Annotated in this window: 10 protein-coding genes; 1 reads left to right on the forward strand and 9 read right to left on the reverse strand. The window is 45.5% G+C overall.

The window, feature by feature from the left end:
• Positions 1–16: 16 nt before the first annotated feature.
• From SPI9445_RS0123180 to tatC, 5 genes are all read right to left on the reverse strand, one after another.
• Positions 17–1,774, reverse strand: coding sequence for a sugar phosphorylase (locus tag SPI9445_RS0123180; RefSeq protein WP_017307189.1), 1,758 nt, complete (start codon positions 1,772–1,774; stop codon positions 17–19).
• A 17-nt stretch (positions 1,775–1,791) separates the two neighbouring features.
• The gene (locus SPI9445_RS0123185) at positions 1,792–2,565 is read right to left on the reverse strand and encodes a class I SAM-dependent methyltransferase (protein WP_017307190.1); all 774 of its coding nucleotides are present in this window, start codon (positions 2,563–2,565) and stop codon (positions 1,792–1,794) included.
• A 537-nt stretch (positions 2,566–3,102) separates the two neighbouring features.
• Complete coding sequence (locus tag SPI9445_RS31525; RefSeq protein ID WP_017307192.1) at positions 3,103–3,588, reverse strand: GNAT family N-acetyltransferase; 486 nt, start codon at positions 3,586–3,588, stop codon at positions 3,103–3,105.
• A 9-nt stretch (positions 3,589–3,597) separates the two neighbouring features.
• On the reverse strand, positions 3,598–3,795 hold the full coding sequence (locus SPI9445_RS0123200) for a hypothetical protein (RefSeq protein ID WP_017307193.1): 198 nt from the start codon (positions 3,793–3,795) through the stop codon (positions 3,598–3,600).
• A gap of 412 nt (positions 3,796–4,207) precedes the next feature.
• Positions 4,208–4,972, reverse strand: coding sequence for a twin-arginine translocase subunit TatC (tatC, locus tag SPI9445_RS0123205; RefSeq protein WP_017307194.1), 765 nt, complete (start codon positions 4,970–4,972; stop codon positions 4,208–4,210).
• 531 nt (positions 4,973–5,503) lie between these two features.
• On the opposite strand from tatC, the gene SPI9445_RS0123215 reads away from it, so the two are divergent.
• Complete coding sequence (locus tag SPI9445_RS0123215) at positions 5,504–6,709, forward strand: M20 metallopeptidase family protein (protein ID WP_017307196.1); 1,206 nt, start codon at positions 5,504–5,506, stop codon at positions 6,707–6,709.
• Positions 6,710–6,749: 40 nt separating this feature from the next.
• Here the strand turns inward: SPI9445_RS0123215 and SPI9445_RS27945 are convergent, their stop codons facing one another.
• From SPI9445_RS27945 to SPI9445_RS27950, 4 genes are all read right to left on the reverse strand, one after another.
• A complete protein-coding gene (locus SPI9445_RS27945) occupies positions 6,750–12,173 on the reverse strand; it encodes a S8 family serine peptidase (RefSeq protein WP_083883620.1) in 5,424 nt (1,807 codons plus the stop codon).
• 163 nt (positions 12,174–12,336) lie between these two features.
• The gene (locus SPI9445_RS0123225) at positions 12,337–13,824 is read right to left on the reverse strand and encodes a hypothetical protein (protein ID WP_017307198.1); all 1,488 of its coding nucleotides are present in this window, start codon (positions 13,822–13,824) and stop codon (positions 12,337–12,339) included.
• Positions 13,825–14,486: 662 nt separating this feature from the next.
• The gene (locus SPI9445_RS0123230) at positions 14,487–16,298 is read right to left on the reverse strand and encodes a hypothetical protein (protein WP_017307199.1); all 1,812 of its coding nucleotides are present in this window, start codon (positions 16,296–16,298) and stop codon (positions 14,487–14,489) included.
• Between the two features lie 147 nt (positions 16,299–16,445).
• Complete coding sequence (locus tag SPI9445_RS27950; protein ID WP_017307200.1) at positions 16,446–17,255, reverse strand: CAP domain-containing protein; 810 nt, start codon at positions 17,253–17,255, stop codon at positions 16,446–16,448.
• Positions 17,256–17,657: the final 402 nt, after the last annotated feature.

A 17,657-nucleotide genomic window follows, 5' to 3' on the forward strand; every position in this document is an offset into this window, starting at 1 on the left:
TTAGGGGGTGGGGAAATTAATTATCGATTAAATTTGTCACCCAGGCGGACTGATAGGGATTTAAGACCAACTGATCATAGATGTCTGTGATCACGATGCCGCTAATTAAATCTACCCAAGGATCCGTCGCGACGAGATTCAGATCCGTTAAGCGCAATTTTTGGGGGCGATCGCTTAAATTGTGAATAGAAAAAATACTCTGATCCCGTGCCATACTCTGCCGCCAAAACACAAACAAAGCCTTATTCAAGGGGTGCAGGGTGTATTGAGTCGCGTTGGGGTGAAACGCAGGCTGACGGCGACGAATGCGAATTAGACGGGAGAGTTCCGCTAAAACCCTAGCGTGGGGACTCTGTTCATCCTGTAACTGTTTTTCCAGTTCCACCCCTGACCAACGATAACGATTAATAGCGCGATTTTGTCCCGTGGCTTCTACCCCAGCCTCATGATTGTGGGTGGCTAACAAACTATGCAGATAAAAGGCCGGAATTCCCTCTAACGACATCATAATGGTTTGACAACAGATGAACCGTTCAATCTGCCATTGATCTACCCCTTTAACGGTTCCTTGGAGCGCATCAAACAGAGAAATATTTAACTCATAGGGACTGGCTGAACCATCGGGTTTTTGCCGATAACTAATCTTGCCGCCAAAGCGTTGAACTGTTTGTAATAAGCTCTGATACTCCTCGTCATTTAACAAACCCTCCGCCGGACGTAAACCAATCCCATCATGGGAGGCCGTGAAGTTTAAATAAGCACAGCCCAAAGGAGCGGGAGGCATACTCATCATCCAAGTTTTCAGGTGATCAGAACGACCTTGGAGTAAGGCATTGAGCAACAAGGGGGGTAAACTGAAGTTATAGATTAAATGGGCTTCATTTCGATTGCCAAAGTAACTTAAGTTTTCTCGATTAGGAACGTTAGTTTCCGTAATTAAAGAAACTTCCGGATCAATCATTTGTAAGACTTCTCGCAACAATCGAATGACCGAATGAGTTTGGGGTAAATGAATGCAGGGTGTGCCGATTTCTTTCCACAAAAACCCCACGGCATCTAAGCGAACATAACGCGCCCCCATTGTAACATAAAAAGCGAGAATTTTGATGAATTCTAACAAAACATCAAAATTGCTAAAATCTAGATCAATTTGGTCTGGGCTAAAGGTTGCCCAGACGTACTGTTTACCGTTTTTGGTGTCATAAGGGACTAAAACAGGGGTATTGCGAGGGCGTACAACTTGGGATAAATCTTCGGTAGGGTCAACGGTAATAAAGTAATCACAGCCGGGTTTTTCCCCTTGCTTAAATTGTTCAAACCAAGGGCTTTGACTAGAGACATGATTTAAGACTAAATCGGTCATTAAATCATAATCTTGGGCAATGGTTTGAATTTCAGCCCAAGTGCCTAGGTTAGGGTTAACGGCTAAATAGTCAATAACGGCAAAACCATCATCGGAACTGTAGGGAAAAAAGGGCAGAATATGAACCCCGGTAATGGTATCTTTTAGGTGTTGATCTAGAAAGCGTTTCAGGGTGACTAAGGGTTTTTCCTGACCTTGGGGATTGTAGATACTATCCCCATAGGTAATGACTAATATATTGTCCTGACTCCACTTATAGAGATTTTCCTGACTGTTTTGGGTGAGATGAGGTTCAATAATGGTGAAGATTTGACCAAGTAATGATTCAGATTGAGCGGTGGGATAAAGGGTTTCCAGTAAGGGGGTTAAACGTTGAGTTAGGGTGAGAAAATCGGGGGATGGATTAAGCATAGATTAGGGGGTAAAGATTAGGAATAAACGGTGGGGGGGTTGAGGGCGACAAAAACTTGCATTGGATAGTCCCCTTCTGGGAATAAAAAGGGTTCATATCCCCCATCCCAGCGGGTTTGTTTAACGGGGAGTCCTGCCTCCTGAAATGCCGATTGCCAGTCACTTTGAGCAAAAAGACCGAGGAGATGGCGATCGCAATGAATCGTCAGTTCCCCCCCTTGTCGAATCAGGTAGACTAAGGTCGCCTCATAGGAAGTCGGCGGATCACCGGGCAGAATGTAGTTATTCTCAAAAATGGTAATTTCTACCGCATCATTCCCCCCCCTATAGCAAAAATTATTATGCCAAAATTCCTCACGAGTTTTCCCCACAATCACCAGCACTCCCCCCGGTTTAAGATGTTGACGGGCTACCGCAATCACCCTTTTAAGGTCAGGTAACGTCACCATATAATCAATTGCATCGGGAATGATGACCGCATCAAAACAGGCGCAGAGTTGCAGGTTGCGCATATCTCCCTGAACATAGGTTAGTTCAGGATTGGTCTGTCTGGCAATAGCTAACATTTCCGGGCTGATATCCACGCCAGTTACTTGGAAGAAACGCTTAAAAATAAAATCATAACCCCCTGCCCCACAGCCTAAATGGAGTAAAGTTTTAAGCTCAGATGGGGAATTTTCCTGAAGAATTTTGACACAATACCCAACTTCTTCTTCATAATCGGCGGGAGGGGTAATAATCGGTTCTGTCCAAGCGAGCAAACTATAACTTAGGTAAGAATTAGGTTGCATTTTGATGAATCAATGAATTGAGTGATGAATGCAGCTAACATTAAACTAGCCAATCTCTAGGAGATGAGCCATTATGGCACAGACCCCCGTCCAACCGGAAACGGAAACGCTGTTATGTCGGGTTTGGAGTTAATCTACCGATGGGAATTCCCCTCAAGGTTGCCTCTGGCAAACTCGGCCTCAAAATTTTCTGCTGTTTTTCCGGATTGGGAAATTTTCTCTGGTAGAGAAAAAATATAGACCATAATTCAAACCCTATTTGCTCTCTTTCACTGTTGAGGGGGGGCTTTTTTTGTTTAATTAGGGTTGGCTGAATAAGTCGGGGGGAGGGGGAGAGGGGAGCGGGGGAGCAGGGGAATAGTGGCTAGTGAATAGCTAAAACTCTTTTATTTTAGGGAACAGGGAACAGGGAACAGGGAACAGGGGGGGAGAGTTCCCGGACTCCCGACTCCCGACTCCCGATTCCCGACTCCCAACTCCCCGATTCCCTATTCTCTATTCCCTATTCTCTATTCCCCGTTCTCGACTCCCTGTTCCTCATTCCCTAGCGATGAACGAACGTAAGGGCTTAACCATTAACAGGGAATGGGTGTGATAGCCGAACTTGTGGTATAGGGAGAGGGCGGTTTGATTGTTGGCGAACACTTGTAAGCCTATTTGGCGATCGCCTCTTGCCATTGCCCAAGCTTGTGCTTCTTGCATCAAGGCACTTCCCAGGCCTTTCTGACGGTGTTCGGGTCGGACATAGAGCAGGAAAATCTGGGCAAAGCGATCGCCTTCTATCGGATCTAAGGCATTCCCTAACCATAATCCTGCTACCGGATTAAAGGCTAACTCGTCTTCTGGCACCACCCACCAGCGCGGCGTTTGTTCGGAACAATACTGATCAATCATTTGCCATCCCAAACCCTCAGCAAAGCCATCCGGACATAATTCCTGATAGGTTAAGGAGACAAACTCCAATAAAACCGACCGCTCCTCAGAGGAAGCTTTAGCCCAACCATACCCTACAGGCAAACTCACAGCCCCCTCCTAGACCCGAGGCGCTGCACTCACCCCTCCCCAAGGTGTTATCGGTGTAATCCGGGCTTGATCCGCCTCAAACGCCTCCACTGGAGCAGGCGCCGCCAAATCAGAAGGCAGGAAAATCCGCGCACTCACTGCCACTAAAGCCACCAAAAAGATTAAAACCACGATGAAAGGGGCTACATATTGACGGAAAAATGCCATAGAGATAACTCCAATTTCTTGGGTAAGGTTTGCCTTGACAAAGTTATCTGAGCTTGTTGGGTCTAACTCACGTTCTTAAGCCCTTAGAGATGTTTAAAGTTAGACGACAGAGCCGCGAACTGGCACCCATTCCGAGGTGTCTTGACCCAGATAACGTAGTTCTTGAAAAACCTAGTCTGGTCACGTTTAGACTTTTTCAAGCCCCCGTTAGATTGTGTCAGCAATTTAACGGCGGGTTCGTGACAACACCAGATTCAGCCAGAACAACCTTCTGATTTTAACCCAATGTCGGGCAGAATTCCCTTATCCTCTGTAGGTTAGGGTTAAGTTGTTGTTGGCAGCCCCAACTTCAGCCAAGCAAGTTGGCGAGCCAGTGAACGAAGAATCCCCGTCTAGGCAAGAGTAGGGACTGTCAACGTCCTATTACCTTGACTACGCCAATGCCGCCGAAATATAAGCCCAGGACGGCTCCGGCGAGGAGGGATTGAGTTACTGGGTCGGTGGAAGGGGTTAAGACAGCACCGAGGATGACGGCACCGAGGACGACGAAACGCCATCCGGCGGTCATTTGGGCGGAGGATACGATACCGAGGAGACTTAATAAGATTTGTAAGATGGGGACTTCAAAGACTAAGCCGGTGCAGAACATGAAGAGCAGGATAAAATCAAAGTAACGCTCAATAGACCAAGCTTGTTCGACGACATCGGCTCCATAGTTAATGAAGAAGTTAAGGGCGGCGGGGACTAGGACCCAATAGGCAAATCCTAGACCAACGAAAAAGAGGACACTGGCTCCTAGGACGACTGGACCGAGTAAACGTCTTTCGCGACGGGTGAGGCCGGGGAGGACAAAGCGGACAACCTGATAAATAATGAAGGGACTGGCGAGTAAGATTCCACAGTAGGCGGCGACTTTGAAGGATACCCAGAAGAATTCCCCGGGGGCAAGTTGGAGGAATTTCACGCCTTGGGCGGGAACTTCTAGGATGTTGACGATGGGACGCACGGCAAAGAAACAGCCTACCATGGCGATCGCAACAGCGATTAAACTATAAAAAATCCGCATCCGCAATTCTTCGAGATGGTCGAATAAAGACATTTCGAGATCCTCGGGGATTTCGTCGAGATACTCTTCCGGGTTGAGATCAGGGTTGGGTTTTACTTCAGTCGTCGCCATGCTTTGTGATTCTGGGGTCTATTGCTCCTTCGTTATTCTAACCAATCACGGGTTCAGGGAGCTATGGGACGAGGCATGGGGATCCCTAGGGATCTCTATTTTTGGGTTTTTTCTCAGTCTTGAACGGGGATTAATCCAACTCACTAAATGTCACATTTCCTACAGAACACTACATTGGGTGACAAAAATTGGGTTGACGAGATGTTATGATTTAATGACGGTTGAAGATGTGAACCACCCCACCCTGCCTAGGCGTGAGGATGGAGCTTCCTGATTCAATGGGAAGTGCTTTCTATACCGAAATATAGCGAGTCTTATCTTCCCTCCCCAGGCAGAAGTCCTAGTTCCTAAGACCCAAATTTTCTCTTGCAACACAGCCCTTTTTAGCTTGGTTTTCGCTTTGGGAGTTAGTGGTCAAGATCTATTTATCTTAGCATGGATTCGCTGTCGCTCAGTATATTGCTGGGTTGCTATCCATCCCCTCCCTGCAAGCGAGGAAGGGGAATTCCGCAACATTTTTGTTAAATATCAATGGTTTCCACTGCCCCCCATCTTGTTTATCCGTCTCAGATTCGTCCGGCCATTCGCAATTTACAACCCCAGTTAGTACAATGGCGCAGACGGTTTCATCGTTTGCCAGAGTTGGGTTTTCAAGAAAAAATTACTAGCACTTTTATCTCCGCTTGTCTCTCCCAGTGGGGAATTGAACATCAAACGGGCATCGCCGAGACGGGGATTGTGGCGCTGATATCGGGGGAAGAATCCGGGTCGGTGTTAGGGATTCGGGCGGATATGGATGCGTTGCCGATTCAGGAATTAAACGAGGTGTCCTATCGGTCCCAACATGATGGGATTATGCACGCTTGCGGTCATGATGGCCATACGGCGATCGCACTCGGAACCGCCTACTATCTTTCTCAACACCGCGATCGCTTTCGGGGTACCGTGAAAATCATTTTCCAGCCAGCCGAAGAAGGCCCAGGGGGAGCAAAACCCATGATAGAAGCCGGAGTCCTCAAAAACCCCGATGTAGACGCTATAATTGGCCTCCATCTCTGGAACAATTTGCCTATGGGACAGTTGGGAGTTCGGACCGGCCCGTTAATGGCAGCAACAGAATGTTTTCGCTGCACCATTTCCGGCAAGGGAGGACATGGAGCCATGCCTCATCAAACCGTAGATTCTATTTTAGTCACAGCCCAAGCAATTAATGCCCTCCAGACCATTGTGGCGCGCAATGTAGACCCCATTCAATCCGCCGTGGTGACAGTGGGAACTGTGGAGGGAGGAACAGCCCTCAATGTGATTGCTGACTCAGCGCGCTTTAGCGGCACCGTGCGCTATTTTAACCCCGACTTAGCCGACTTTTTCTGCCGACGTATTGAGGAAATTGTGGCGGGCGTGTGTCACAGTCACGGGGCGACCTATGATTTGGACTACTGGCGACTCTATCCCCCCGTGGTGAATGATGCCCAGATTGCCGACCTAGTGCGGTCTGTGGCGTTTAGTGTGGTGGAAACTCCCGCCGGGGTAGTGCCGGAATGTCAGACCATGGGCGGTGAGGATATGTCGTTTTTCCTGCAAGAGGTGCCAGGGTGTTACTTTTTCTTGGGGGCGGCCAATCCTGAAAAAGGGTTAGCTTATCCCCATCATCACCCTCGCTTTAATTTTGATGAAAGTGTGTTAGGGATGGGGGTGGAAATGTTTGTCCGTTGTGTCGAGCAGTTTTGTCAGTGAACAGTCAGTTGGTGGGAAGCTTCCCACCCAACCCTTAAATTCACATCAAATAAGACTGTCCTAACTTCGCCACCCAAGCATCACCCACCCCATGATGCACATTATCCTCCGTATGATCATTTACCCCAGCAGGCATCACACCAGACGTTACACCCGCCACATACACAGCATTTTCTCCCAAGGCGATCGCATGAGACACATCATTACGCACAGTTCCCAACTGAACCGCCCACTGATAAGCCCCATCCCGGTTATACATCGCCACAAAACCATCCCGGCCCCCTGCCTCCCCATGCAGTTCACCCAACGCCCCATCCGTATAGCCCGTAATATACACATTGCCCTCCCCATCCGTCGCCACACCCGTCGCCCGATCCGCCAACTCCGTCCCCAGAAGACGTTTCCACTCAGAAACCCCATCCCCCGTAAACTGAGCCACCCAAGCATCCCCTTGGCCGTGATAAGTGCCACCTAAGCCCGACATATCCCCATGCACCCCAGCCCACACCGCCACGGGATCTTTCCAATCGTAAATATTCACCTTTTGTCGATCTAACGTTTCACCCAACCATCCCCGTGTATACCCCGCCAGATGAATCCGCACCAACGAAGGATCATGATCATCACCCCCCGAATTGGGATCATAAACAGAAATCCCCAACACCTCATCCGTTGCCATCGTGCCGAACTGTTTCACCCATTGGAAATTCCCCTCCCCGTCATACTTCGCCAACCAGCCATCCTTATCCCCCAAGTGAGTTTGTTCCTTCATCGCCCCTTGAGTATGTCCTGTTAGATAAACATTTCCCGCCTTATCAACTGCCACCCCCGTCGCCTCATCCCACCGGGACGATCCCACAGAAGCTCCCAACTGTCGCAACCAAACCTGTTCCCCATCCGGGCTATATTTAGCCACCCAAGCATCCGCCGTCCCCGCAACAGTTCCCCCTAAATTCCCCGTCGTGTAGCCCGTAATATAGAGAAAACCATCATCCCCTAGGGTCATCTTGCCACTAGCAATGTCATAATTCAGCGAGGACTGACCACTGATGCGTTTATTCCCCACAAACTCCGTCCATTGAACCTCACCAGACCCATTATATTTGGTAATAAAAGAAGCCCGACTGCCGTTCATACTATCTTCCCCATCAGTCCAGCCTGAAATATACACATCTCCCGTGTGAGGATTCACTACAATACTGTTCGGTTCAGTAAATCCATCATTCCCCCATTGTTTCACCCAAGTTAACTCCCCATTGGGGTCATATTTCGCCACAAAACCATCACCCAATTGGATAGCCGGAGAGTCGGAGTCCTTGTCTCCTAAAGCCCCGGCCGTCCGTCCAGTCAAATAAACATAACCCGCCCCATCCACAGCAACTCCCGTTGCTAGATCAAAAGCGTTTGTCCCCAATTGCTGAACCCATTGCACCTCGGTTTTATTAATATCATCAATCCAGAGTTCAACCGAGAATCGTGACCCAATAGAATAGGCATCATCTTCTCGCAACACAATCCGAACTCGTTTATTGTTTGGATCGCGCAACCCATTATTAATCGGCACAATTTCCAATGTCACCGATTCTTCTCCATCGGGAATAATAATACTGCCCTGCAAGCGGTTATTTTGATTAAATTCTCCATTTACCACAGGGCGGCCGTGAGCGTCTGTAATATAACCTCCTTCTGGCACTTCATAATCAATTCCCGGCAGTGCTTTCAACCACCACCCATTATCCCAATAGTGAATTTCTAAATCCCCCTCTAGGAATCCCTTGCGGGTAAACGTGACTTGTCCCACTGTGCCATCTTCAGAAGCCCGTTGAGTGACGGCCATTTCGATCACAGGTTGAGAATCATTATCTAAAATTTCTATCGGAATATAGTTTGGTTGCCGACGATTATAGGATGGATGAACGATATAAGAAACGTCCGAATCATCTCCTTGTAAATTGCTAGGTTCAATCTGGATAATAACTTTTTCTGTGGGTTCTACTTCGTCATCATTAATAGGGGAAAAATCGATCCATGGCGATTCCCATTGACCCGCCGCAAAGGTAACTGTTCCTGTCCCTAAAATCATACTATTGGGGTCGGGATTAGGGGTAAATACATCCCGTGTATTTCTTGGGTTAATCGTGAAATCATCCAGTTGAGCAGGATGGAAGATTTCCGTCAAAAATTGATCATAGCTAACTCCGGGATAAACTGGAGCAAATATATCATTAAAGGCCTGTTCTGTCACCTCTGTTGTAATCGAATAATTAACCGTTAACTCTTGATCTAAATCACCCATTCGGCGTAATTTAAACATTGCATTATGTGACCCTTCAGTGGCTACACCTCCCTTGTCTTGATATTTAGAAGACCAATGACTTAAAAGCCAGACTAACGGCACATTATTATCCCAAATTGTCACCGCAGCTATGTCGTTTGTTCCCACTTCATAGTGTTTATCTTCATCTTTTTTCTCCGTTCCATCTTCCTGTTGATCTTCTGCAAGGTGTAAGTACACCATTTCACGATACTCGGATAAATCATCATCAACGGGTTGCACTGTAATTTTTACTTCGGATTCTCCTGCTGGAATAATCACACTCCCCTGCGCTAAATTGCCTGTTGCACGGTCAATGGACTGAATTAAATTGCCATTATCATCCGGGTTTTCTGTGGTTAGGAAGTAATCCACATTAGGAGTTGCCGCAGGACGAGATATGCTATTCCGCCCTTCTATCGTGTAATACACTGTTAACGCTTCTTGGGTGTTACCCGTGCGCGTAATCGTAAACTCCCCTGAATGTTCCCCCTCCTTCGCATCCGGATTCGTAGCGACAATAGAAATCGTTGGTTTATAACCGTACAGATTCAATTTCCACTGTTTTAATTCCCCTGTTATCTCATTATTATTCTCATCAAACACTTGCAGCGTCCAATCCCCAACAGACGACTCTCCCCAATGACGCGCCGATGTAAATATCCACTTATCAAAATTATTCCCCGTATCCTTTAAACGAGGTTGCGCCAGAATCGACTCTGTACCACTCGGAGACGTTAACACCACTTTTAAATCCCCTCGATTGCTATGAGTCGCATCAAACATCACCTCAACTTTTTCTAGGGTTATATTTTCCCTAATCTCTACAGTTGAAGTCACAGAATCACCATTTTCGGGAATCTGTTCACCCACCGGAATCACTCCCGACGTAACCATCCATTCCCGCCCCACTAATTTCCCCGTTTCCCTCCACTCCTTCGCTAACTCAACCGCCCTCGCCGCATCCAATGCCCCAAACCCATACTTATAATTATGTTCAAATCCCCCACCATTCACCGTCCAACCTTCATCCTCTGGATCATTTTTCCGCGCACTTTCCACCAGAATATGCTGCACATCCCGCCAGGTTAAACTCGGATGCGCCTCCAAAATCAACCCCACCACCCCAGAAGTCAACGCCGCCGCCGCCGAAGTCCCCCCAGTGTCTACATAGTCAGCAAGATCCGTTGTGATAATATTGTGACCATCACCACTCGAATAAGCGGAAATCAACAGAGGTGCGCCCGACTCACTATAAACCGCTTGCACACCCTCACGGGTAATCGCTGCCACCGGAATCACATAACGAGAATTTGCATAGCCATCAAAATTCACCCCATCATCCTGCTGCCCTCCATTGCCACCAGCCCAGACAAAAATACTCCCCAGTCCATTCCGTCCTTGGTTAATTCCGTTATATAAAACCATCTGAGTTAGAGGATCTGGCGCGCCTAATGTTGAGCCATTATCCAACGGTCCCCAACTATTGTTATAAATATCAATATTGTGATTTAAATAAGACAGAGTATCCGCTTTTACTAAATCTGTAGGGTTGCTTGAGTCAGGATCCAAACGTAATCCCACCAGAGAAGCATCGGGTGCCGCTCCTTTATAATCTCCCAAACCATCATCATATCCATTCCCCCCAATAATTCCCGCCATCTCAGTCCCATGAGCTTGCCAAAAACCCGGACTCGCATCATTGCCATAAATCCCAAAACCTTGAGAATCGGTAAAATTACGACTTAAATCCACCCGATAATTATGACTTAAAGCCGGATGATTAAAAGCTACCCCATCATCAACAATGGCAATTGTCACCCCTGTTCCCGTTACTCCCTGCGCCCAAGCCCCATTAATATTCACACTTTCTCCACCCGGATTATGTAAATGCCATAGCAGAGTATCATCAGGTAACAAACCTCGTAATTCTAACTCCCGAGGGACTAAAGGATAGGCAAACTCTAACCCCTTCAAACCATCTAACTGACGCAACACCTCACCCGATGTCACCCCCTCCCCAAACTGCCAGACATAAGTATTGGGAATATGCCGAGTTGTCCCTAAACTTTCCGCCTCCACTAACGTTAATAAATTGGGCAGTAATTGTTGACTGGTTACTCCCACCACCCACTGATGATTCTGGACTAATGTTTCTGGACTATAACTATCAGGATTAACCGCTCGTTCTAGGGAATATCTTACGGGGTCAGGTAGTCCTTCAACAATGGAAATTTCCGGCTCATCAAACGTCACATATTCAATCAAAGCCCTGCCCAACTCTGTCTCACGCCAATCCAGCGCAGGATTGATCACTTCCTCAATATGAATTGCTTCCCCCCTTGCACCATTCACCCGAAAAATAATGTCATTGTAATCAAAATCCGTCTTCCCATCCACTCGGGCATCTTCCCAAGCAAACGTCATCCCCTCCCCCGTCACATCCGCAATCTGACCCAAGTTTAAACCATCATCGGGATTGGCGGTTGCTAAAGAAAATAGAGGACGGAGTGACCCCCCTGCACTAGGATTAGCGGCCAATCGTTGCACCGTTCCATTCGGTACTAACATCACCCCAAAAGTGTCCCCCGGTCGCATTTGAAAGGTTTTTTCTCCTAGATATTCCCCGGTATTCCAATCCGGTTCTCCCAATTCTCCACTAAATCTTGCCCCTTCCAAACGGTCAGAAATAACCACATAACCCATTTCAGAATCACTTAATGAACGAGCCACGGCTTCCCGAATAAAGTCCACTGACCCCGGTTCAAATTCCTCCATTCCCTCTAGGCTAAAAATGGCTAATTCTCCTTGATATTTCCCCCCATCAAACACAAAATCAATGGTCACTTCTCCCGTCTCACCCACCGTAAACACCCCAGAGGTAAATTCAACCCCTTCTGACTGGTCAAAGGTTTCCATGAAGGGCAAAACTTCCAGGTCATTTAAATCCACCTCTAGGGGGTCAGTAATCTCAACCGCCGCCTCGAACACTTCCAGCGTTTCTAGAGCCATTTCCGGGTCAAGTTCAATGCCATCCTCTCCCACATCAATTAATCCCGACGGCGTTAAAATTGGCTCAAGAATAAATGCTTGAAACAGGGGAGTTTCGTCCGGGGTCGAGGAAGACTTTTTAAACCAAGAGAACACCATAAAACCTCCAAAAACTTTAGCCTTGTTGTCTTGTCGGTTAGGCACAGGAAAAGCACAACCCAACAATTCTCACATCAAAATCTCTCATAGAATGCGTCAGACCGAGCCAATTTAAAACCATTAAAACTGACATAAACCCGACGCACCATCAACAGCGAACCCGTCAAAATTTTCGTTCATTATGCCGTTGAAAAAACTGCTGACCAGTCCCCATAAAAACAGCCCCTAAAACCAATAAACTCAACAGACTAGAAGGTTCAGGAGTAGAAGCTTTATTAGAATTATCTTCAGAAGGCCCCCTTACTATTTTGTCCCAGTAGTCAATACGCTCCTTTGGTGTTTCCTGACACCCAGAAATTAAACTACCATTGCTCGCATCCCCAAGAATGGCCAAAGCATCCGCATTACATAAACCGAAAAAGTCAATAACATATTGACCCTCTAAACGTTCAGGAATAAAAAAGTGTTGTTTCCCCTCACCCCTGTCATAAAACGCATTGGGAATTTCCTCAAACAAGCCAAACTCTTCAGTATAGCCCAAACGTCGCCCTAAAGGGTCTGTGAGTAGAAACTCAACATTCTGGAATAACCCCTGTAAAGTGTCCGAATTGTTCGAGAAATAATGGTTCAGGAGATAGTGCAGAAAACCGGAGGAAAGCGTTGGTATCTGTAGCGGATTTCTCAACTCATAATCAGACCGACATTCAATCGTCGTCGGAAAAACACTTAGACATTCCCAAGGGACTTGAGAAGCTGGCTGGCTACCATTAACATGGATTAATTCGAGATGGTTGAAAATAAAACCCTGACCATTAAAGATTCCCGCTTGTTCAGCCGCCCGTTCAATCAAACCGATGCCGCTAAATACTCGCCGAAAATCATAGCCCTTTTGTCGCACAGGGGTAACATTAACATCTGAGGAAACATAAGGGCGATTTTCCTGACTTTGAATATAAGCCAGCATCAATTCTACTTGATTTTCGCTGACATAAGGAATATCGGAAAAACGCACAATTTCTCGATTTTGAACAGGGGAACTATTCGGGTCAGATGAAAGATGGAGGAATGTCCCCAAGGTGTGAGTAGATTGCACTCCACTTTGAGAATTAACGGCTATACAATCTTGTGCAAAAATATCCCAATAGCAGGGCTGAGTATAAGCTGGACTTGACTCATAAATATTCGTCCCGTCAAAGAATCCTACATGATCAAATGATGAGTTAGTCCCGGTGCTAAGAAAAACTAAGCCCGCCTCGGTAGAAATCTTAGTGTCTACATTAAAAGTGTAGTTCTGGCTGGGGTCTTTGGGTGTTACCAGAAATTCGATAATAGACCCCTGTTTAACTTTTAAATAACTGTCCCAGCTAGTTTCTCCACTGGCTTGTCCGTTGGTTTGATTCGTATTCTGAATGTCTAAATTACCAAGGATATCCTTTCCATCAAGCAAGATTTGAAAGGTCAATTGATCTACTGTCCCCAACGTTGTGGAAAGGTCAATATAGCCTGTAAAGGGACTTTGCCAGATTAAACTTTGTTCGGTGCTGTTGAGGGTTCCTTGAAATAGGGTCATCCCTAGGGTGGGAGAGACTCCACTAAAGACTCCTAACGTTAGGCTGGCTAAGGTGAGGAGGGTTTTATTAAGGTGTCGCATAGGTCAATCATAGAAGCTAGTTGTTTTCAGTGATGTATTACTTATGAAAAATTGGTCAGTGGTGCGAATTCCACTCGATAGAAACATTTAGAGGGATTTGGGTTGAAGGAGACATCTGACAACCTATTATTTAGTTAGTGCGTGCAACAGCTTAGATTTTTATTTAGCTGGAGTTAATTCTAAATCAGTCCATAGTATCTGTCTCCTGTAATATTACCGAGTTTATTTAAAGAGTTGATGAAGTTTTTTAGGGTTTAATAAAAAATTGAATAAACTCTTTATCAAGTTGGTGTAAAAATACGGAGACTTGCTAATAATTAAACACGAGAAAGTTAGAGTGATATTTAGTCAAAATCCAGTAAATGGGAACAGACTAAATCATCACTCCGCAAAATCAACAGAGGAGTTGCGACAGACTAGGCCACAACTTAGGGGAACCTGACGAACTGAGTCAGTGAAGACTGACTTACTGTGTTCGTCTTCATTTAGTTCTCTGGAGGTGGGGCGGGTTTTGATGCAGGGTGGCCAAGATTGTTACATAAGTTTACATCTGGCGGGGTTGGTGTGCCTTGGGATGAGGGAGTTAAGATGGCGTGGAATGGAGAATCCCCGTGCTTTGATGCGGGGGATTCTGACGGTGAGGCTTTTCTGGGGGTTATGGTTTAATCTACTTTGGGGGAGGTTGCAAGTAATCCCCATGTTCCGGTGATTAGTAATCCTAAGATAATAGAGGGTTCAGGGACTGATTGTGACTGAGTTTCTGGTCGTAAATTCTCCATAACAGTTGTTGAGGTTTGACAAAGGTCTAGTTCTGTCCGAATGGTCTGACTTCCATCTTCAATTGTTGATGATCCTTGACGACTGTTTCCGATTTGCTTAATTTGATATTGACCGGGTAATCGATCCATAATAAAAAACTGGAAAATACTGGAAACAAAGTTAGTAGATTCACTGTTATTTTGATTCTCTGAATAACTAATGGGTTGAGATACAGGGGTTACATTACAAGTTTTTTCTTCGGTTGCAGGTTGAGATGACTGAGGTTTTAAAAGGGGAGCTATTTGTCCCATTGCATCGGGTAGTCCTACTAGGTTTTCCCCCGTATAAAGAACATTGGGAATCTCGTTAAAGAATCCGAATTCTTGACTGTAACCCATTTGGCGACCAAGAGGATCGGTTAAGATAAAATCTACGGAGTCAAAAGAACCTTGTAACCAACTTGATCGTTGAAACGGATTAATTAATGTGGCAAACTGTTGAGGTTTAAAATATTGGGTTAGAGTTAAATTTTCATCATAAAGAAAGAAAGCCCAATAAGGTATATCTAAGCTAAGATTATTGGGGTCTTTTATAATAGAAGTAATATATTCATAAGTCTCTTCTGTTGTTTTTTCAAGCTCCTTAAATCCCTGTGTTTGAAGATAATCAAATTGGGTGTTGTTTTGATGTTCAAGACTTTGGGGAATAGAGGGCATTCCGTGATGTAGAAAATCCCAAATTCTATACTGTAACATATCATAATTTAATCGTGTACAATGAAGACTAAGGCATGAGATTCCAACTCGATAATCTTGCTCCAAATGTGTAGGAATAAATCCTTGCCTATTGTTAACACGAGCTTCTTCTGCTGCTCGCTCAATTAGACCTACATTAGTAAACTCACCAAACCATCCTTTTTGGGCAAGAGGAGTTAAATTCGTGGTAGATGGAATTAAGTAAGGTTTTCCTACTTGTGATTCAATATAACTGGCCATCGTTTGTGAGATAAAGGGAGGGAGTTGTTTAAATTGATGGTCAAAAGGAGATAGATTATGGTCTTGGATGAATGTGTTAAAGGGTTGAACTATTACACCATACTGGGAATGAGCGTGATAGACGTTACCGTTAAAAAGAAGTGCTACATGACCTCCCTGAATGCCGGGATATTGATCCAAAAATATCAACCCTGAAGAGGCTTGTATTTTTGCCATTAAATTAAATTGCCCACTCCAGTTGTTAGAAGGAGCGAAAATAAAATCAACCTGAGAGCCAATGTTAACCGCAATATTATCCAAATTATAGATACTATGTCCGTTTTGAGAGGAACTATCTTGAGATAGTAAAACTTGATTATCAACGATAATTTTTTGGGCAAAGGTAACATCGGAATTATTACTATCTGTGGAAGGCATTAAGGCAGATAGGGAGATAATTCCGTTGAAGTTACTAACCCAACGGCGGGCAATCCATTCTGGATTATTGCCGCCGTTGATAATTCCTCCAGAAGAGCTAAAAGTTCCCCATTGTGGATTAGAGTTTAGTTGAAAACCATTGCTGTTGTAATATCCATACTGCCATCCATAAAGACTGGTTTCAAGGGAAAAGTCTTTTTCTGAATCGGCAATGAAGGAGCTAGCATAACTGGGAAAAACGGAACTCGATAAACCACAAATTATCAGTAATAGTTGAGCGACGGTATTTTTGAGATTAATCATGATTTTTAAAGGGAGCAGAGGAATGAGGAATAATAAGAAATAATGTAGATTGCACCCTGTTTTAGCTGGGGGGTCGGGTTGCGCTGGTGCTTTAACTAACCGACAAATGGCTAAAATGGTGTTTAGTTTAGGACGGCTAGATAAGGGTTATTGCTGACGAGAGACGGTCAACAAAACACCACTGGCACTGAGCATAATTAATCCCATAATGGTACTGGGTTCAGGGACTGGTTTTGATGGATTGGTTGAACTATCTTGAGTTAATTGAACCCCTAAAACGGATTGATTGGAATTTGATGTGAAGATGCAAGCAGACGCTTGGTCAAAAGCGGTGCTGGAATTTAAGGGAGTTCCCCCTTGTGTCGCTGGATTATCGGGTTTACCAAAAACTTGAACCCAATAATTTTCTTCTGAATTGCGATCGCTAGAAACCCCAAAACCAATTTCTGTGTAGTTGGGGTTGAGAATATTTTCTCGGTGTCCTTGACTATTCATCCAGCCTTCCATGACTGATGTAGCACTCCGGTGTCCACGAGCAATATTTTCGCCGACATAATTCCAATTATAACCTACGGCTCTGGCTCGATCTCCAACGGATGAACCGTTCAATCCTGTATGACTGAAGTAGTTATTTTGAGCCATATCTTCGGCATGGTTTTGAGCGGCTTGGGTGAGTTCTAACACTAAGGTTAGATTATTCAGCCCTTGTTTTTGTCGCTCGGTATTGGTTAAATCGAGCAATCTCTGGAATAACTCTTTTTGAGCAATATTGACACAAGAATCCTGATGGTTGACTTCTACTGTGTTGGTTGATGGTGTGGAGGAGTTTCCCCCCTCTGCATCATTGATATTACTCGTGTTACTACTGTTTCCACTTCCACCGCCACGACCACAACCCGTCATGACTAAGGAGAAGACAACAAGACACCAAAACACCTGATTCGGAATTCTTTGCATGAGCATTTTTCCTTTTGGGTTGAATAGAACAGGAATAAGTTGTGGCAAACTAGACCACAACTTATAAGGAATAGACGAACATTCCAGTGTTATTTTGGCTCCGGGTTGGTGTGGCACACTAGACCACAACCAGCGAAGACGGACTGACTTTTGTTGTCTTCATCTAGTTCTCTGGAGGTGGGGCGGGTTTTGATGCAGGGTGGCCAAGATTGTTACATAAGTTTACGTTGGGGGGGGTGAGGGGGTTAAGATAGCGCAGAATGGAGAATCCCCGACCTAAAAGCACGGGGATTCTCACGTTAAGTTGCTTTTGGGGATAGGTTGTGAGAGTAGCAGAAATCAGAAACGGGGTTTCTACATTTTAAGCGGGGGGGTGTTGGGTTGCGCTGGCGCTTCACCCAA

This window comes from Spirulina subsalsa PCC 9445, assembly GCF_000314005.1.
Lineage (GTDB): Bacteria > Cyanobacteriota > Cyanobacteriia > Cyanobacteriales > Spirulinaceae > Spirulina_A > Spirulina_A subsalsa.